Consider the following 18,533-nt stretch of genomic DNA (forward strand, 5'->3'; position numbering starts at 1 on the left):
TGGGTTGCGAAGCAGCCCCAAAACCTTCACCTCGATTGATTCTGGCACTCTGCGGTGACCTTATTGGGGCCGCTTCGCAACCCGGCGCGGGCGGTGCGACGATTCGACAAGCCCGCTCACCACAGAGTTATGTGTCAGCCTTTAAGAGTTGTGTAGATACCTATGGCCATCGGGGGGGGCAAGCCCCCTCCCACATTTTGTTCTGTGTTTAGTCATTTAAATAAATGGATTGCTTTGATTTTTTGAAGTAAATCATCAAGGTCGATAAAGGTGCGCATGCCCTGCCCGATACAACGACGACTCACTGAAACTATCACTCGCCAGTACCCGACCTACCACAATCAACGCCGTACGCCGAAAGCCCTTGGCGGCGACTTTGTGGGCAATATCGCTGAGCGTGCCGACGGCCCAATCCTGATCCGGCCATGTCGCCCGGTGTACCACGGCAATCGGGCAGTCTGCTCCGTAGTGCGGCAGCAGTTCGGCGACGATCTTGTCCAAATGGTTGACCCCCAGATGAATCGCCATGGTGGTGCCATGCCGGGCCAGGCTGTCGAAGTCCTCTCCGGCCGGCATGCGGGTTTTATCGGCGTAGCGGGTCAGGATCACGCTTTGGGCGATGTCCGGCAAGGTCAGTTCGGTCTCCAGCAACGCTGCGCAGGCGGCCACTGCGGTGACGCCGGGAATGATCTGGAAGGGGATGCCCAACTCGCGCAGGTAACGGATCTGCTCGCCAATCGCGCCATACAGGCTCGGGTCGCCGGAGTGCACGCGGGCCACATCCTGGCCGTTGGCGTGGGCGGTCTTGATCAGTTCGATGATCTGTTCCAGGTGCAGTTCGGCGCTGTTGACCACCTGTTGCGCCTGATGACCCTCCAGCACCGCCGCCGGCACCAGCGAGCCGGCATAGATGATCACCGGGCAACTGCGGATCAGGCGTTGGCCTTTGACGGTGATCAATTCCGGATCGCCGGGGCCGGCGCCGATGAAGTAGACGGTCATGGAGGATTCCTGTGGAAAAACGGGCGAGCATGAAGATTGCTCATGATCGGGATGGGCGATTATCGGGATTTTAGCCGGCGCAGGCCAATGCAAAGGTGGCCTGGGCGTTTTTCTGACGGGTGATCAGCAAACGGGCAGGGCCGCCGCAGAGCTGTTCGGCCAGGGCCAGGGCGGCACTTTCGGCGATGCCGTAACAGCCGGTATGGGCGAAGGCGACCGTGGACCTGTGACTCAGCCTGGCTTCATAAGCCGTCAGTTGCCCGGCGCTGAAACACTGCAACGGCAGGTTGAGCAACCGGGCCAGGGCGAGTAATCCGGGCTCATCCTGCCTGCGGTCAATACTGGCCAGCGCGCTGACACGCTGACGCTCGATCCCGCCTGCGGCGAGGGCGCTGTCGAACAGCGCCAGCAGGGTGTCGACATCACAACCCCGCTGGCAACCCAGGCCGACCACCAGGGTCATGCCGAGTATTGATCGTCGCGGTTGCGGCGGAACAACCAGGCACTGATCAGGCCAAGGGCCAGCCAGAACGCCACGTTGGTCAACTGCGAAGCGATCTTGAACTGCGCTTCGAGGGCTTCCGGCGCCAGCATCGAATGGGTTTCCGGCTGCGGTGCACCGATCACATGCGGCACCACCAGGATCGCCACGCCCAGGACTTTCAGCAGCCAGTTGCGACCAAACACGATCAGCGCAATCCCGGCCGCCGTGGAGGCAGCGGTGCCGATCCACCAGATCTGCCGTTGCGCCAGGTCAGCGGCGGCAGTGCCCGGCAGCTCCGGTGGCAGGCCCAGGGTGGGCGCCAGCACAAAGGTCGCGTAACCGGCCAGGCCCCACAGCAAGCCTTGGGTCGTGCGGGTCGGTGCGCGCAGGGTGTAGAGGCCGGCCAGCATCAGGGCGAAGCCGACGGCCACCACCAGGTTGCCGCCGGTGGTCGACAGCACGCGCTGCCAGCCGTCTTCCGGCTCCCAGGCTTCGGCGTCGTGGGTGTGTGCGGCGGCGCCAGCGGCGTGCTCATGGGCCACTTCAGTCGCGGCCGGGGCCTTTTCAAAGGTTTCCGCCTGCAGAATCAGCGGCGCGACCCAGAAGCTTTGCAGCAGGGTCAGCAGCAGGGCGGCCAGCAGGCCGGTGAACCCTGCGGTTTGCGCAATACGCTTGATCATGTCGGCAGGCCTCAGTGGCACGGGAACGCGGCGCTGTGGCGGGTATCGTGGGCGGCATTGTGCACCGCCTCGATGTGCGAGAAACCGGCGAAGTACACCAGGCACGCGCCGAGGATCGACGCACCGATGGCGGCGGTCAGGCGTTGGCTGAGGGTGGCGGAGCTGCTGGCGGTGTGCGAGGTGCTGCTGATGATCGACATGGCGCGTCCCTTTCAGGTGTCAAGGTGACACGAGCGCATGCAAACTCCGCGAGCCAGGCACGCAGGGTTTTAACAGCGCCCGCCCACCGCGGGTTTGTTATTCGATGTTATTCGGGCCGGTCTCCGGGCTTGCGAGGGACACTGGGTCTATAAAGCGTCGCCTTCCCATGCCGTACAGGCACAGTGGATCTGACGCTTCACTCGCTTACCGTTGCGGGGGCAGCACCGGACTCGTCATGACGCCATGACTCACCGGTTTCCCGTTTCACCCTGTGAAGGGCACCCGAAACAAGATGTGTAGGAGAGCATGGGCCGGGGACGGTAGTCAAATGCGGCGAGCCCCTGTAGCCTTGCACCCTCGAGGTTCTTCGGCCCAGGCCGAAGCTAAGAAGGGAACGCGGTCCAAGCCGCGGCTGCCCCCGCAACTGTGAAGGGTTTATCTGACTGCCACGCCACTGCCACTGCGGCGGGAAGGCGCAGTCGGCGCCGGTCGCAAGACCCGCAAGCCCCAAGCCAGGAGACCTGCCTCGCCACCGATTTTCCAATTCAACCGGGCGGGGTGATCCGGTGACGAAATCCGCTTCTGCGCGCCGCCGCAGTGCCTATCGTCCCGTATGCCCGCCCCAAAGGGCATCCGATGAAAACACTGGCCAAACTCCCCGTCACCATCGTTACCGGCTTCCTTGGCTCGGGCAAGACCACCTTGCTGCGCCATATGCTCGACAACGCCCAGGGCCGTCGCATTGCGGTAATCGTCAACGAGTTCGGCGAGTTGGGCATCGACGGTGAGATCCTCAAGCAGTGCTCCATCGGCTGCACCGAAGAAGAGGCCAACGGCCGTGTGTACGAGCTGGCCAACGGCTGCCTGTGCTGCACCGTGCAGGAGGAGTTCTTCCCGGTGATGCGCGAACTGGTCGCCCGTCGTGGCGACCTCGACCATATCCTTATCGAAACCTCGGGCCTGGCCCTGCCAAAACCCCTGGTGCAGGCCTTCCAGTGGCCGGAAATCCGCAGCGCCTGCACGGTTGATGCGGTCATCACCGTGGTCGACAGCCCGGCCGTGGCCGCCGGCACGTTCGCCGCGTTCCCGGATCAGGTCGATGCCCAGCGCAAACTCGACCCGAACCTGGACCACGAATCGCCGCTGCACGAGCTGTTTGCCGACCAACTGGCCAGCGCCGACCTGGTGATCCTCAACAAATCCGACCTGATCAGCGCCGAAGACCTGGCCCGTGTGCGCCTGGAAGTCGCCGAAGAGCTGCCGCCGGCGGTGAAGATCATCGAAGCCAGCAGCGGTCGCCTGCCGTTGGACGTATTGATCGGCCTGGGCGCGGGTTCCGAAGAACATATCGACGCTCGCCATAGCCACCACGATCATCACCACGAAGGTGAAGACGAGCATGATCACGACGCCTTCGATTCCATCTCCATCGACCTGCCCCAAGCCGACGAAGCGCTGCTGCTCGACGCCCTGAACCAGTTGGTGGTTCAGCACGGTATCCTGCGGGTCAAAGGCTTCGCCGCCATCCCGAACAAGCCGATGCGCCTGCTGATCCAGGGTGTGGGTACGCGTTTCGACAAGCACTTCGACCGTGCCTGGGGCGCCGACGAAGCGCGCATCACACGGCTGGTGCTGATCGGCCAGGCGCTGGACGCGGCGGGCCTCGAAGTGCAACTGCGCGCTGCCCTCAGCGTTTAACCCATGCACCTGCTCAGGACTCAGCCCGGTGGTTTCGTCGCGGACGACAATATTGCCGACCTTGGCCAAACCCCCGCCGAACTGGTGATCCTGTGCAGCGGCGATTCCAGCCTGGCGCTGCTGGCCGAAGCGGCCCAGCAGTTGCCCGAGGATTACCCCAGCCTGCGCCTGGCCAACCCGATGCAGGTGCAGAACCACGCTTCGGTCGATTTGTATGTCGACGAGGTGCTGCGCCACGCCAAGGTCATCCTGATTTCCCTGCACGGCGGCATCGGTTATTGGCGCTACGGCATCGAGCGCCTGGTTGAGCTGGCCGAGCGCGGCGTTACGCTGATCCTGGTGCCGGGGGATGACCGCCCGGACCCGGAACTCAGCGGCCTGAGCACGGTGAGTGCCGAACAGCGCGACCGCCTGTGGCACTTCCTGCGCCAGGGCGGGCTCGCTAACGCGCTGGATTTTTTCCGCTGCCTGGCCAGCGGCTACTTGGACCGCGATTACCCGTGGGCCGAGCCGCAGACCTTGCCGCGCACCGCGATCTATCACCCGCACAAAGCCAACCCTCGCCTCAATGACTGGCAGACCGATTGGCACGCGGATTGGCCCGTGGCGGCGGTGCTGTTCTACCGCTCGCACCTGCAGGCGGCCAATACCGGTTTTATCGATGTGTTCTGCCAGCGCTTGCAGGCGGCGGGCCTTAACCCGTTGCCGATGGCGGTGGCCAGTTTGAAAGAACCCGGCTGCCTGGCGGTGGTCGAGGACCTGCTGGATGAGGTCGGCGCGGCGGTGATCCTGAACACCACCGGTTTTGCCCAATCCAGCCCCGAAGCCCCGCATCTGCGTCCGTTTCGTCGCAATATCCCGGTGATCCAGGCGATCTGCGCCCAGGATAACCAGCCGGGCTGGCAGGCCAGCGAGCAAGGTCTTGGCCCGCGCGACTTGGCGATGCACATTGCCTTGCCGGAGCTGGACGGGCGCATTATCAGCCGTCCGATCAGCTTCAAGGATCTGGCCTGGCGCAGCGAGCGCAGCCAGTCGGACGTGGTGTGCTACCGCGCAGCGCCCGAACGCATGGATTTCGTCGCCGAGCTGGCGCGCCGTTGGGTCGAGCTGGCACGGGTACCGAATGAGGATAAACGCATCGCCCTGATCTTTGCCAACTACCCGACCCGCGACGGCCGTATCGGCAATGGTGTGGGCCTGGACACCCCGGCCGCCGCGCTGAATATCCTGCGTGCCCTGCAGGCCGAAGGCTATCCGGTGCCGGATCAACTGCCTGAGAGCGGCACTGCACTGATCCATGACCTGCTCGGCGGCGTCACCAACGACCTCGACAGCCTCGACCTGCGCCCCTGTCATCAAAGCCTCGGCCTGGACGACTACGAGGCGATGTTCAAGCGTTTGCCTGAATCCAACCGCCAGGCGGTGCTGGAGCGATGGGGCGCGCCGCACAACGATCCAATGTTCCGTGACGGCCGCCTGATGATTGCCGGCCTGCGCCTGGGCCAGACCTTCGTCGGTATCCAGCCGGCCCGGGGTTACCAGGTGGATGCCAGCGCGGTGTATCACGACCCGGACCTGGTGCCGCCCCATGGCTACCTGGCGTTCTACTTCTGGTTGCGCCACACCTACGGCGCCCATGGCGTGATCCATGTGGGCAAGCACGGCAACCTCGAATGGCTGCCGGGCAAGGGCGTGGGGCTCTCGGAAAACTGCTGGCCGGATGCGCTGCTGGGACCGCTGCCGAACATCTACCCGTTTATCGTCAACGACCCGGGCGAGGGCGCCCAGGCCAAGCGGCGCACCCAGGCGGTGATCATCGACCACCTGATGCCGCCGCTGACCCGCGCCGAAACCTACGGGCCGCTGCGGGACCTTGAGCTGTTGGCGGACGAATACTACGAAGCCCAACTGCTCGACCCACGCCGGGCCCGCGAGCTGCAAAAAGACATCCTCAAGCTGGTGCGCGAAACCCGCATCGACCAGGAGCTTGAGCTGGATGGCGACGCCGATGCCGCTATCTGGCTGCCGCGCCTCGACACCTACCTGTGCGACTTGAAGGAGTCGCAGATCCGCGACGGCCTGCACATCTTTGGCGAATCCCCCGTGGGCCGCTTGCGCATCGACACCTTGCTGGCCTTGCTGCGCATCCCGCGTGGAGACGGCCGTGGCCCGCAATCGAGCCTGCTGCGCGTGTTGGCCAAGGCGTTCGCGCTGGGTTTTGACCCGCTGGACTGTGCCCTGGCCGAGCCTTGGACCGGGCGACGCCCGGCAGTGTTGCAGAAGATCGATGGGCAGCAGTGGCGCACCGCCGGGGATACCCGCGAGCGCTTGGAGTTGTATGCGGCGCGAATGATCGAGCAGGCGTTGGAAGGGCCGCTGGAACAGCTGGAAGAGCCCGGCTGGGAAGAGGTGAAGGCGGTGATCGAAAGCCTGCGCATCGTCGTGGCGCCACGCCTGGATGCCTGCGGCCCGGCGGAAATGCACGGCTTGCTGGAGGCCCTCGGCGGGCGCTTTGTTCCGGCCGGCCCAAGCGGTGCGCCGAGCCGGGGGCGCCTGGATGTGCTGCCGACCGGGCGCAATTTCTTCACCGTCGATGTGCGTAACCTGCCGACGACCACCGCGTGGCGCATCGGCTTCCAGTCCGCCAACCTGATACTTGAGCGGCACCTGCAGGACCACGGCGATCACCTGCGCCAGCTCGGCCTGTCGGTGTGGGGCACGGCCACCATGCGCACCGGTGGCGACGACATCGCCCAGGCCATGGCGCTGATGGGCGTACGGCCGGTGTGGGCCACCGGCAGTCAACGGGTGGATGATTTTGAAATCCTGCCCATCAGCCTGTTGGACCGCCCGCGCGTGGACGTCACCTTGCGCGTGTCCGGGTTTTTCCGCGACGCCTTCGCCAACCTGATCCGCCTGTTCGACGCGGCGGTACAGGCGGTGGCGGCCCTGGATGAGCCGGACGACATGAACCCGCTGGCCGCCAAGGTGCGCAGTGAGCGCGCGGCGTTGCTGGCCTCCGGCCTGGATGCAGAGGCCGCAGCGAAACAGGCCGGCTGGCGTATCTTCGGGGCTAAGCCCGGTGCCTACGGCGCGGGCGTGCAGGGCGCCATTGACGGGCGCCTGTGGCAAAGCCGCGAGGACCTGGCTGAGGTCTACCTGAATTGGGGCGGCTACGCCTATGGCGGCTCCGACGAAGGCACCGCTGCTCGCGCACAGTTTGCCCAGCGCCTGAGCCAGGTGCAGGCGGTGTTGCAGAACCAGGATAACCGCGAGCACGACCTGCTCGACTCCAACGACTACTACCAATTCCAGGGCGGCATGCTCGCCGCCGTGGAAACCCTGAGCGGCGACAAGGCCGCCAGCTATCACGGCGACCATAGCCAGCCGGACCTGCCGAGGATTCGCACCTTGAAGGAAGAGCTGAACCGGGTGATCCGTTCCCGCGCCGCCAACCCCAAGTGGATCGACGGCGTGAAGCGCCATGGCTATAAAGGTGCGTTTGAAATGGCCGCGACCGTGGACAATCTGTTCGCCTTCGACGCCACCACGGCGCTGATCGACGATCATCAATATGCATTGCTCGCCGACGCCTACCTGCTGGACCCTGACACCCGCGCGTTCGTGCAGCAGCACAACCCCGCGGCGCTGCGCGAAATGACCGAGCGCATGCTCGAAGCCCAGCAGCGTGGCCTGTGGCAGGAGCCCGGGGCTTATCGCGAGGCGCTGGAAAACCTGTTGCTGGATATAGAAGAAGACAGCTAGAACGCGAGATGCGGCTTGTTGTGGCTGGCGGGCTTGTTGTGGTGAGCGGGGCAAGCCCGCTCACCACAAGTAGCTTGTTCATGACCGGGTGATTACTTGTACAGCAGAATTTAAAGAGAGAACGGATGACCGATACTCCGCATTTCCCACTGTCCGCCGTGGTCGCTGCCGACGACCTGAAACTGGCGCTGTGCCTGACCGCCATCGACCCGAAGATCGGCGGCGTGCTGATCGAAGGCCCGCGTGGCATGGCCAAATCCACCCTGGCCCGTGGTCTGGCGGATCTGCTGGCCAGCGGCCAATTCGTCACCTTGCCGTTGGGCGCCACTGAAGAGCGCCTGGTGGGGACCCTGGACCTGGATGCCGCGCTGGGCGAAGGCCGCGCGCAGTTTTCCCCTGGGGTGCTGGCCAAGGCCGACGGCGGCGTGTTGTATGTGGATGAAGTCAACCTGCTGCCCGATCACCTGGTGGACCTGTTGCTCGACGTCGCCGCCAGCGGCACCAACCTGATCGAACGCGACGGCATTTCCCATCGCCATTCGGCGCGCTTTGTGCTGATCGGCACCATGAATCCGGAGGAGGGCGAGTTGCGCCCGCAGTTGCTGGATCGCTTCGGTTTTAACGTGGCGCTGAGCGGGCAGACGCTGCCGGCCGAGCGCGGGCAGATCATCCGGCGGCGCCTGGATTTCGACAGTGACCCCGCCGCGTTCTGCACCCAGTGGGCCGGGCAGCAGGCGGCGTTACGCGAGCGCTGCACCCAGGCGCGGGCGCGGCTGGACAGTATCGAGCTGGATGATCAGGCCCTGGCGCAGATCACCGAGCGTTGCTTTGCCGCCGGTGTCGACGGCTTGCGCGCCGACCTGGTCTGGCTGCGCGGCGCCCGGGCCCATGCGGCGTGGCGGGGCGCGGATACCATTGCCGAAGAAGACATCGAAGCGGTGGCGGAATTCGCCTTGCGCCACCGTCGCCAGGCGCAATCCCCACCGGCCAGTCCACCCAAGCCAGGGCAGGCGCCGACACCCTCGGACACCTCGCCCGGCCAAGGCCAATGGGGCGATATGCCCGCACCGGCCCTGCCTACTGGCACGCGCCGAGACGTGCCCACCTGGCCAAAAAAGCCCTAGGCATTCGCCCCCGACCTGACGCGGGGGCGGATGCCCGGCCCAAGGCGGGGCGACTGGACAACGGCAGGCAGGGCAAGGCACGCAGCGCACAGCTGGGTTCGATCAACTGGCCGGGCACCTTGCTCGGCGGCCGGCCGCACTCCCGTGGAGACCTGCGCTACCACCTGCGCAGCCGCTCGGCCCATGAGTTGTGGCTGGTGATCGTGGATGCGTCGGCGTCCACGCGGCGGCATCGTGCATTAACCGACGCCAAGGGCTTGCTCGCCCAGCTGTTTGACAATGCTTACCGGCAACGGGCGCGCATAGCGTTGTTGACCGCCAGCGGCCAGGCGCCGAAGTGGCAGGTACAGGGGTTGAAAGCTGCGAAAGGCCTGGCGGGCTGGCTGGATCAGTTGGGCGCGGGCGGTGGTACGCCGTTGCTGGCGGCGCTGACCGAGGCCGGGCATTGGCTGGTGGCGCGGCGCAAGCGTTATCCGGCCGAGCAGCAGCGTGTACTGGTGATTACGGATGGGCGGCTGAAGGACATTACCGGGTTGCCGTTACTGGCGTGTGCGGGGTTGCTGGTGGATATCGAGCGCGGGCCGATCAGGTTGGGGCGGGCCCAGGAGCTGGCGGTGGGGTTGCAGTTGGATTATCGGCATATCGATGAGTTGTAGTGGCGGTACCACAGCCATCGGGGGCTTGCCCCCGATGAGGCCCTCACATACACCACACACTCTATCAGCCAGCCCCCGGCACATTCGGCCAAAGATCCGCCACCAGGAACAAGCGCTCGGCTTCCTCCCAATCCGCGCCGTTCTGCACCATGCGCACCAGCAGCTGCGCAGGCGCCATCGGATCAAGGTCTGCCAGCCAGGCCTGCATCTGTTCTTCACTCCACACTTCATCCGCCGGGTAGTGCGCCGGCGCCAGCCACGCATGCCGGGGTAATGGTTGCCAGCGGCCTGGCGCACTGGCGCTGACAAAATCCCGCCAGTCCCGCTGATGCAACCAGCGCCCGCGCAGATGCTGCGGGTGTGCGCCTTGGGGCGGTTCGGCCAGCCCAGGCCAGGGATAGAGCAAATACCCGCCGAGCCACAGGTGCGCATCAAACTGCTGAATATCCAGGGCTGCCAACACCTCGCGGCTTTCTGCCCGCGCCGAGATCGGCAGTTGATGTTGGGCCAGGTGCGCCAGCTTGCGGTCCAGCCGATCGTGGCAGCCTGGGCCCAGCCATTGCGCGGTGTCCTGGCCATTGCCGTCCTGCGGGCCCAGGTAGAGTTTGATCGCCAGTTCCAGGTGATGCACGCCATTGCGGTCGCGCAGCAGCATGTCCAGTTCGCCCAGTGTGTGCCCGGCGCGGCGGATCGGCAGGTTGGCGGCAAGCAACTCCACCCCCGGCGCATGCTGCACGGCGAACTGCCACAGGCGTTCGTAGTACAGGCCCAGGCGCCGGGTGCGTGACAGGCTCAACCAGTGCTGCAAGGCGCGGCTGTCCTGGTCGAGTGCGCGTAGCCAGTGTTCAAGACGGTCGGGCGCCTGCACCCAGTCGCTGCCCGCCAGCGGGTGGCGCTGTGGCCACGGTGTCTGCGCGAGCATCGGCGGGGCAAGCATCACCCACGCCAGGTCGCGCACCTCGGGGTGGCGCAGCTGGCGGGGCAGGTTGTGCAAATCCGGGAACACAGTCATGGTCCGAGCATAGCCTTTTAACCGTTGCGCAGGGGGCTGAGAACCGTTGTCATCAAGGCTTCACGGCGACAAAGGATTTTGCCTGAGCCGGCCTTTCGCCCATAATCGTTTCTTTTTTGCCCCACCCCCAATCCCGCAGGAGCCCCATGGAGCACTTTCGCAATATCGGCATTATCGGTCGCCTGGGCAGTACCCAGGTGTTGGACACCGTCCGCCGGCTGAAAAAATTCCTGCTGGAACGCCACCTGCATGTGATCCTCGAAGACACCATCGCCGAAATCCTCCCCGGCCACGGCCTGCAAACCTCCTCGCGCAAGATGCTCGGCGAAGTCTGCGACATGGTCATCGTGGTCGGCGGCGACGGCAGCCTGCTCGGCGCGGCCCGGGCCCTGGCGCGGCATAACGTGCCGGTGCTGGGGATCAACCGTGGCAGCCTGGGGTTTCTCACCGATATCCGCCCCGATGAGCTGGAAGTCGAAGTGGCCAAGGTGCTCGACGGCCATTACCTGGTGGAAAACCGCTTCCTGCTGCAGGCCGAAGTGCGCCGCCACGGCGAAGCCATCGGCCAGGGCGATGCGCTCAATGACGTGGTGCTGCACCCGGGCAAATCCACGCGGATGATCGAATTCGAGCTGTATATCGACGGCCAGTTCGTGTGCAGCCAGAAGGCCGACGGCCTGATCGTCGCCACGCCCACCGGCTCCACCGCCTACGCGCTGTCGGCCGGTGGCCCGATCATGCATCCCAAGCTCGATGCCATTGTGATCGTGCCGATGTACCCCCATATGTTGTCCAGCCGGCCGATTGTGGTCGATGGCAACAGTGAGCTGAAAATCGTGGTGTCCAAAGACATGCAGATCTACCCGCAAGTCTCCTGCGACGGGCAGAACCATTTCACCTGCGCCCCCGGTGACACCATCACCGTGAGCAAGAAGGCACAGAAGTTGCGCTTGATCCACCCGCTGGATCACAACTACTACGAAGTGTGCCGCACCAAGTTGGGCTGGGGCAGCCGCTTGGGGGGTGGAGGCGACTGATGCTCGATCCCGCGCGTAGCTACGACCTGATTGGTGACGTGCACGGTTGCGCTCATACCCTTGAGCACTTGCTCGACCAGATGGGTTACCACAAGCAGGGCGGCACCTGGCGCCATCCTTCGCGCATGGCGGTGTTCCTCGGCGATATCATCGACCGTGGCCCACGCATTCGCGAGGCGCTGCATATCGTCCACGACATGGCCGAGGCCGGCCAGGCGCTGTGCATCATGGGCAACCACGAGTTCAATGCCCTGGGTTGGGCCACACCGGCGCCGCCGGGCAGTGGCAGGCAGTTCGTGCGCGAGCACACCCCACGGCATGAGCGGCTGATCCACGAGACCCTGACCCAGTTCGAGCAGCACCCGGCCGACTGGCACGACTTCCTCGCCTGGTTCTACGACATGCCGCTGTTTGTCGATGCCGGGCGTTTCCGCGTGGTGCATGCGTGCTGGGACGACGGCTTTATCCAGCCGCTGCGCGCGACGTTCCCGGATGGCTGCATCGACCGGCACTTCCTGCAGGCCGCCGCCGTGCCCGGCAGTTTTGCCTGCAACGCCTTCGACCGCCTGTTGCGCGGCACCGATATGCGCTTGCCGGACGGCCTGACGCTGACCGGTGGCGATGGCCTGACGCGCTCGTTCTTCCGCACCAAGTTCTGGGAGGACGACCCGAAGACCTACGGCGACATTGTGTTCCAGCCCGACGCACTGCCGGAGCCGGTGGCGCGCACGCCATTGTCGCCCCATGAAAAGAATTCCCTGCTGCGCTACGGCGCCGACGAACCCTTGCTGTTCGTCGGCCATTACTGGCGCAGTGGCAAACCGGCGCCGATCCGCCCGAACCTGGCGTGCCTGGACTACAGCGCAGTGCTGTACGGCAAGCTGGTGGCGTACCGCCTGGACCAGGAAACCCGCCTGGATCCGCGTAAATTCGTATGGGTCGACGTTGAGCGACCCGAGGTGACTGTATGAGTGCCGTGCCCGTATTGCGCTTGCCGTTGAGCGTCGACCTGGGCGGTTTCGTGAAACTGCTGCAACGCATGCAAGTGCCCCATCGCGTCAGCGAAGAAGCCGGCGAGCAGGTGCTGTGGGTGCCCGAGACCCTCAGCGATGACGTGCGCGTGCTGTACCAGCGCTTTCCCGCCGGTGACCCGGACCAGCAACTGGATATTCCCGAACAGGCGCCGGTCACACGTCCGGGCTTTGTCCAGCAAGTGCGCCATAGCCCGGTAACGGCGCTGGTGCTGCTGGCAAGCATCATTGTCGGCGCCGTGACCTTGCTCGGTGAAAACCTGCAAGCCATGAGCTGGCTGACCTTCCTGCCGTTCCGGGTGATGGGCGAGTACATCCAGTTCACGCCGTTCGCCGACATGTTGGCTTCCGGCCAATGGTGGCGGCTGTTTACGCCGATGCTGATCCACTTCGGCATCCTGCACCTGGCCATGAACGGCATGTGGTACTGGGAGCTGGGCCGGCGTATCGAAGTGCGCCAGGGCAGCATCAACCTGCTGGGCCTGACCCTGTTGTTCAGCCTGGTCTCCAACTACGCGCAATATGCCTACGGTGGTCCCGGCCTGTTCGGTGGCTTGTCCGGCGTGTTGTATGGCCTGCTCGGGCATTGCTGGATCTTTCAACTGCTCTCGCCCAACCCGGCCTATCGCTTGCCCCGTGGGGTGCTGGTGATGATGCTGGTGTGGCTGGTGTTGTGCCTGTCGGGGCTGGTGTCGATGATCGGCTTCGGCGAAATCGCCAACGCTGCCCATGTCGGCGGCCTGGTTATCGGTTGCCTTACCGGTTTGCTCGGCGGTGTGTATAACCGTCGCAAATCCTCTCTTTGATAAGGAAGAGCCTTATGTCCTCTTTTGCTGAAATGATCGAAAACATCACCCCGGACATCTACGCGAGCCTCAAGCTCGCCGTGGAAATCGGCAAGTGGTCCGATGGCCGCAAGCTCAGTGCCGAGCAGCGCGAACTGTCCCTGCAGGCCATGATCGCCTGGGAGATCCAGAACCTGCCGGAAGAGCAGCGCACCGGCTACATGGGCCCGCAGGAATGCCAGTCGAAGTCGAGCACCGTGCCGAACATCCTGTTCAAGTCGGATGCGATCCATTGATTGAAATTGGTCGCGGTGCAGTCAGCAAAATGTCGGCGCAACTCGGTGAGCCGACCGTTCAATACGCGTTTCGCCTGGGCGATACCGAGGTGCCGGTCAACCCCCTGATCGGCACCCATGTGCGCCTGGAATACCTCGGCGCCATTCATTGCAGCCATTGCGGTCGCAAGACCAAGACCAGCTTCAGCCAGGGCTATTGCTACCCGTGCATGACCAAGCTGGCCCAGTGTGACCTGTGCATCATGAGCCCCGAGCGTTGCCATTACGACGCCGGCACCTGCCGTGATCCAGGCTGGGGCGAGACTTTCTGCATGACCGACCACGTGGTGTACCTGGCCAATTCGTCGGGCATCAAGGTCGGCATCACCCGTGCCACCCAATTGCCGACGCGTTGGCTGGACCAGGGCGCCAGCCAGGCGCTGCCGATCATGCGCGTGGCGACGCGCCAGCAATCCGGGTTTGTCGAGGATGTATTGCGTAGCCAGGTGGCGGACAAGACCAACTGGCGTGCGTTGCTCAAGGGCGACGCGGTGGCGGTGGACCTCAAGCAGGTGCGCGACGAGTTGTTCGCCTCCTGCGCCGATGGCCTGCTGCAATTGCAGGAACGCTTCGGCCTGCAGGCCATCCAACCGGTAACCGACCTCGAACCGTTGGAAATCCGCTACCCGGTGGAGCAGTATCCAGCCAAGATCGTCAGCTTCAACCTGGACAAGAACCCGATTGCCGAAGGCACGCTGCTGGGGATCAAGGGCCAATACCTGATCTTCGACACCGGCGTGATCAATATTCGTAAGTACACGGCCTACCAGCTCGCCGTGCATCAGTAGAAGGATGCCACCCATGCGCACCGAACAACCGAAGATGATTTACCTGAAGGACTATCAGGCGCCGGACTACCTGATCGAAGAGACGCACCTGACCTTCGAGTTGTTCGAGGACCACAGCCTGGTCCACGCGCAGCTGGTGATGCGCCGTAACCCTGAGCGTGGCGCCGGCCTGCCGCCGCTGGTACTCGACGGCCAGCAGCTGGAGTTGCTGACCGTCAACCTCGGCGACCAGGAACTGAGCGAGGCTGACTACCAGCTGACGGACAGCCACCTGACCCTGCATCCGACCCGCGAAACCTTCACGGTCGACACCAGCGTGCGCATCCACCCGGAAACCAACACCGCCCTGGAAGGCCTGTACAAATCCGGCAGCATGTTCTGCACCCAGTGCGAGGCCGAGGGCTTCCGCAAGATAACCTATTACCTCGACCGCCCCGACGTGATGAGCACCTTCACCACCACGGTGATCGCCGAGCAACACCGCTACCCGGTGCTGCTCTCCAACGGCAACCCGATTGCCAGCGGTCCCGGCGAAGACGGCCGCCACTGGGCGACCTGGGAAGACCCGTTCAAGAAACCCGCCTACCTGTTCGCGCTGGTGGCCGGTGACCTGTGGTGTGTCGAAGACAGCTTTACCACCATGACCCAGCGTGAAGTAGCACTGCGCATCTACGTCGAGCCGGAAAATATCGACAAGTGCCAGCACGCCATGACCAGCCTGAAAAAATCCATGCGCTGGGACGAAGAAACCTACGGTCGCGAGTATGACCTCGACATCTTCATGATCGTGGCGGTCAACGATTTCAACATGGGCGCCATGGAGAACAAGGGCCTCAATATCTTCAACTCCAGCGCCGTGCTGGCCCGCGCCGAAACCGCCACCGACGCCGCGCACCAGCGGGTCGAGGCCATCGTTGCCCACGAATACTTCCACAACTGGTCGGGCAACCGCGTGACCTGCCGCGACTGGTTCCAGCTGTCGCTGAAGGAAGGCTTTACCGTGTTCCGTGATTCGGGCTTCTCCGCCGACATGAACTCCGCCACGGTCAAACGCATCCAGGACGTGGCCTACCTGCGTACCCACCAGTTCGCGGAAGATGCCGGCCCTATGGCCCATGCGGTGCGCCCGGACAGCTTTATCGAGATCTCCAACTTCTACACCTTGACCGTGTACGAAAAAGGCTCGGAAGTGGTCGGCATGATCCATACCTTGCTCGGCGCCGAAGGCTTCCGTAAAGGCAGCGACCTGTACTTCGAACGCCATGACGGCCAGGCCGTGACCTGCGACGACTTTATCAAGGCCATGGAAGACGCCAACGGTGCCGACCTCAGCCAGTTCAAACGCTGGTACAGCCAGGCCGGCACGCCACGCCTGGCGGTGAGCGAGTCCTACGACGCTGCGGCCAAGACCTACAGCCTGACCTTCCGCCAGAGCTGCCCGGAAACCCCGGACAAGGTCGAGAAACTGCCGTTCGTGATCCCGGTCGAACTGGGCCTGCTGGACGGGCAGGGCGCGGGCATGGCCTTGCGCCTGGCCGGTGAAGCCACGGCCGGCGCCACGTCCCGTGTGATCTCGGTGACCGAAGCCGAGCAAACCTTCACCTTCGTCGACATCGCCGAACAGCCGTTGCCGTCGCTGCTGCGTGGTTTCTCGGCACCGGTGAAACTGAGCTTCCCGTATAACCGCGACCAACTGATGTTCCTGATGCAGCATGACAGCGACGGCTTCAACCGCTGGGATGCGGGCCAGCAGCTGTCGGTGCAGGTGTTGCAGGAACTGATCGGCCAGCATCAGCAGGGCCAGGCGTTGCAGATGGACCAGCGCCTGATCACGGCCTTGCGCAGTGTGTTGAGCGACGAAAGCCTGGACCAGGCCATGGTTGCGGAAATGCTGTCGTTGCCGGGCGAAGCCTACCTGACGGAAATCAGCGACGTCGCGGACGTGGATGCCATCCACGCCGCGCGTGAGTTTGCGCGCAGGCAACTGGCTGACAACCTGCATGAGCCGCTGTGGTTGCGTTACCAGGCCAACCGCGAACTGTCCAAGCAGACGCCTTATGTGGCGGCGGCCGAGCACTTCGCCCGGCGTGCCTTGCAGAACATCGCGCTGTCGTACCTGATGCTCAGCGGCAAGCCCGAAGTGCTGGCGGCGACCCTTGAGCAGTTCGACACCAGCGACAACATGACCGAGCGCCTGACCGCGCTGGCGGTGCTGGTGAACTCGCCGTTCGAAGCGGAGAAGGCCCAGGCGCTGGCGGTATTTGCCGAGAACTTCAAGGACAACCCTTTGGTCATGGACCAGTGGTTCAGCGTGCAGGCCGGCAGCCCGTTGCCGGGCGGGCTGGAGCGGGTCAAGGCGTTGATGGAGCACCCGGCGTTCACGCTCAAGAACCCGAACAAGGTGCGTGCACTGATCGGCGCGTTTGCCGGGCAGAACTTGATCAACTTCCACGCCGCCGACGGTTCGGGCTACCGCTTCCTGGCGGACCTGGTGATCCAGTTGAATGCGTTCAACCCGCAGATCGCTTCGCGCCAGTTGGCGCCGCTGACCCGCTGGCGTAAATACGACAGCGCGCGCCAGGCGTTGATGAAGGCGGAGCTGGAGCGCATTCGTGGGTCGGGTGAGTTGTCCAGCGATGTGTTCGAGGTGGTGAGCAAGAGTCTTGCTTAAATAAATCGCTTCGGTAAAAAAAAACGGCCTGTTCAGGCCGTTTTTTTTTTTGCCTCGGAGCTTCGTTCAAGGAGCGCTTTTTTGCTGCTGACGTTTCCTGGCAGAAGGCTCTGCTAAGCTGCGGCACTTTTCCTTATTCGGTGGGATCAACGTGTCGCGTACCACTCGTTTACTGACGTTGTTGCAGGCCCTGCGAGGCAAGAAACGCCCGGTGACCGCCGCCGTGCTGGCGGCGCAATTGGAAGTGTCCGAGCGTACGCTGTACCGCGACATTGCCGAGTTGACCGCCCTGGGCGCGCCGATTTTCGGCGAGGCCGGGGTAGGGTATGTGCTGCGCAGCGGCCTGTTTTTGCCGCCCTTGATGCTCAACGCCGAAGAAACCGAAGCGATCGTGCTGGGCTTGCGTTATGTGGACCAGCGCGGCGATGACGTGCTCAGCCATGCCGCCGCCAACGCCTTGGCGAAAATCGCTGATGTGCTCGACCCGGCGGCGCAGGAAGCCTTGCGCAACCCGACGTTGCTGCCCGGCCCGCCAGGGTTTGGCTACCCGGAAAACCGCGTGCCGCTGGATGTATTTCGCGAAGCGATTCGGCATCAGGACAAGTTGCATATCGACTACGCGGATGCCAGCCAGACCCAGAGTCAACGCCTGATCTGGCCCCTGGCCCTGGGGTTTCTCAATGAGGTGCGGGTGATCGTGGCCTGGTGTGAGCTGCGCGGCGCGTATCGCACTTTTCGCACCGACCGCGTGGCGAGTGCCGAGGTCGTCGGCGAACGTTATCCGGGGCGGCGCAGCGACTGGCTGCGGGCCTGGCGCAAGCTGATGGAACAGAATGAATCCGGGCCCTTCACTCCTGACAAAAACTGACACACCCCTGGCTTAGCATGCTGCTACAACCACCTGAAAAGGAGCTTTGCCATGTCCCAGCCTGAATTGGCCCCCGCCATCGCCGCCTATATCGCGGCGACCAATACCCGCGACACCTCGGTCATTGCCCAGTGTTTTGCCGACGATGCCAATGTGTTCGATGAAGGCCAGCACCAGGTGGGCACCGCCGCCATTGCACGCTGGATGGAAGACACCGGGCGCCGCTACCAGCCGCGTGTCGAGGTGCTCAAGGTGCAGCACCGTACCGGCAAGGTGCTGGTCAGCAATGTGGTCTCCGGCAATTTTCCCGGCAGCCCGCTGGAGTTGCGCTACACCTTTCGCCTGGACGCGCAGGGCAAGATTTCACGGCTGGACATCTCCCTGTAGGTCATAATC

Annotated in this window: 17 protein-coding genes and 2 riboswitches; of the genes, 12 read left to right on the top strand and 5 right to left on the bottom strand. The window is 64.0% G+C overall.

Translation table 11 applies throughout. The annotated features are described in order from the left end of the window. Positions 1–255: 255 nt before the first annotated feature. The 4 genes from cobM to PspCFBP13509_RS17635 all read right to left on the bottom strand — a co-directional run bounded on the left by cobM (position 256) and on the right by PspCFBP13509_RS17635 (position 2,366). On the bottom strand, positions 256–1,002 hold the full coding sequence (cobM, locus tag PspCFBP13509_RS17620) for a precorrin-4 C(11)-methyltransferase (RefSeq protein ID WP_137212416.1): 747 nt from the start codon (positions 1,000–1,002) through the stop codon (positions 256–258). A 70-nt stretch (positions 1,003–1,072) separates the two neighbouring features. Continuing rightward, complete coding sequence (locus tag PspCFBP13509_RS17625) at positions 1,073–1,465, bottom strand: cobalamin biosynthesis protein (RefSeq protein WP_137212417.1); 393 nt, start codon at positions 1,463–1,465, stop codon at positions 1,073–1,075. Further along, positions 1,462–2,166 (bottom strand): CbtA family protein, encoded by a 705-nt coding sequence (locus tag PspCFBP13509_RS17630; RefSeq protein WP_065927904.1) that lies wholly within the window; start codon positions 2,164–2,166, stop codon positions 1,462–1,464. Before PspCFBP13509_RS17630 ends, PspCFBP13509_RS17625 begins: the two co-directional genes overlap by 4 nt. A gap of 11 nt (positions 2,167–2,177) precedes the next feature. Beyond that, positions 2,178–2,366 carry a CbtB domain-containing protein gene (locus tag PspCFBP13509_RS17635; protein WP_027606475.1) on the bottom strand — a complete coding sequence of 63 codons (189 nt, stop codon included), beginning with the start codon at positions 2,364–2,366 and terminating at the stop codon, positions 2,178–2,180. 97 nt (positions 2,367–2,463) lie between these two features. Beyond that, positions 2,464–2,668, bottom strand: a riboswitch (cobalamin riboswitch). A 42-nt stretch (positions 2,669–2,710) separates the two neighbouring features. Then, positions 2,711–2,910: riboswitch (cobalamin riboswitch) on the top strand. Between the two features lie 93 nt (positions 2,911–3,003). Between PspCFBP13509_RS17635 and cobW the strand changes: the two genes are divergently transcribed. The 4 genes from cobW to PspCFBP13509_RS17655 all read left to right on the top strand — a co-directional run bounded on the left by cobW (position 3,004) and on the right by PspCFBP13509_RS17655 (position 9,610). Continuing rightward, positions 3,004–4,065 (top strand): cobalamin biosynthesis protein CobW, encoded by a 1,062-nt coding sequence (gene cobW, locus PspCFBP13509_RS17640; protein ID WP_065927903.1) that lies wholly within the window; start codon positions 3,004–3,006, stop codon positions 4,063–4,065. 3 nt (positions 4,066–4,068) lie between these two features. Beyond that, positions 4,069–7,830, top strand: coding sequence for a cobaltochelatase subunit CobN (gene cobN, locus PspCFBP13509_RS17645; protein WP_137212418.1), 3,762 nt, complete (start codon positions 4,069–4,071; stop codon positions 7,828–7,830). 125 nt (positions 7,831–7,955) lie between these two features. Then, positions 7,956–8,954, top strand: a complete 999-nt coding sequence (locus PspCFBP13509_RS17650) for an ATP-binding protein (RefSeq protein ID WP_137212419.1) — start codon at positions 7,956–7,958, stop codon at positions 8,952–8,954. Positions 8,955–9,007: 53 nt separating this feature from the next. After that, a complete protein-coding gene (locus tag PspCFBP13509_RS17655) occupies positions 9,008–9,610 on the top strand; it encodes a vWA domain-containing protein (protein ID WP_137212488.1) in 603 nt (200 codons plus the stop codon). A gap of 64 nt (positions 9,611–9,674) precedes the next feature. On the opposite strand, the gene PspCFBP13509_RS17660 is transcribed toward PspCFBP13509_RS17655, so the two are convergent. Next, the gene (locus tag PspCFBP13509_RS17660; RefSeq protein ID WP_137212420.1) at positions 9,675–10,622 is read right to left on the bottom strand and encodes a DUF1853 family protein; all 948 of its coding nucleotides are present in this window, start codon (positions 10,620–10,622) and stop codon (positions 9,675–9,677) included. Between the two features lie 146 nt (positions 10,623–10,768). Here PspCFBP13509_RS17660 and PspCFBP13509_RS17665 point away from each other — a divergent pair, with 146 nt between their 5' ends. From PspCFBP13509_RS17665 to PspCFBP13509_RS17700, 8 genes are all read left to right on the top strand, one after another. Then, the gene (locus PspCFBP13509_RS17665) at positions 10,769–11,659 is read left to right on the top strand and encodes an NAD(+) kinase (protein ID WP_003190745.1); all 891 of its coding nucleotides are present in this window, start codon (positions 10,769–10,771) and stop codon (positions 11,657–11,659) included. After that, the gene (locus tag PspCFBP13509_RS17670) at positions 11,656–12,630 is read left to right on the top strand and encodes a metallophosphoesterase (RefSeq protein WP_161985732.1); all 975 of its coding nucleotides are present in this window, start codon (positions 11,656–11,658) and stop codon (positions 12,628–12,630) included. The genes PspCFBP13509_RS17665 and PspCFBP13509_RS17670 overlap by 4 nt, the downstream gene beginning before the upstream one ends. Then, positions 12,627–13,496 carry a rhomboid family intramembrane serine protease gene (locus PspCFBP13509_RS17675; RefSeq protein ID WP_065927898.1) on the top strand — a complete coding sequence of 290 codons (870 nt, stop codon included), beginning with the start codon at positions 12,627–12,629 and terminating at the stop codon, positions 13,494–13,496. The genes PspCFBP13509_RS17670 and PspCFBP13509_RS17675 overlap by 4 nt, the downstream gene beginning before the upstream one ends. A 14-nt stretch (positions 13,497–13,510) precedes the next feature. After that, positions 13,511–13,771: a YeaC family protein gene (locus PspCFBP13509_RS17680; protein ID WP_137212421.1), complete on the top strand. Its 261-nt coding sequence runs from the start codon at positions 13,511–13,513 to the stop codon at positions 13,769–13,771. Further along, positions 13,768–14,598, top strand: a complete 831-nt coding sequence (locus PspCFBP13509_RS17685; RefSeq protein WP_027606464.1) for a DUF2797 domain-containing protein — start codon at positions 13,768–13,770, stop codon at positions 14,596–14,598. Before PspCFBP13509_RS17680 ends, PspCFBP13509_RS17685 begins: the two co-directional genes overlap by 4 nt. 13 nt (positions 14,599–14,611) lie before the next feature. Next, a complete protein-coding gene (gene pepN, locus PspCFBP13509_RS17690) occupies positions 14,612–17,269 on the top strand; it encodes an aminopeptidase N (protein WP_137212422.1) in 2,658 nt (885 codons plus the stop codon). Between the two features lie 151 nt (positions 17,270–17,420). Continuing rightward, a complete protein-coding gene (locus tag PspCFBP13509_RS17695) occupies positions 17,421–18,137 on the top strand; it encodes a helix-turn-helix transcriptional regulator (RefSeq protein WP_137212423.1) in 717 nt (238 codons plus the stop codon). Positions 18,138–18,188: 51 nt separating this feature from the next. Further along, positions 18,189–18,524, top strand: coding sequence for a nuclear transport factor 2 family protein (locus PspCFBP13509_RS17700; RefSeq protein ID WP_065927894.1), 336 nt, complete (start codon positions 18,189–18,191; stop codon positions 18,522–18,524). Positions 18,525–18,533 lie beyond the last annotated feature (9 nt).

Source organism: Pseudomonas sp. CFBP13509 (genome assembly GCF_005233485.1).
GTDB classification, from domain to species: domain Bacteria; phylum Pseudomonadota; class Gammaproteobacteria; order Pseudomonadales; family Pseudomonadaceae; genus Aquipseudomonas; species Aquipseudomonas marginalis.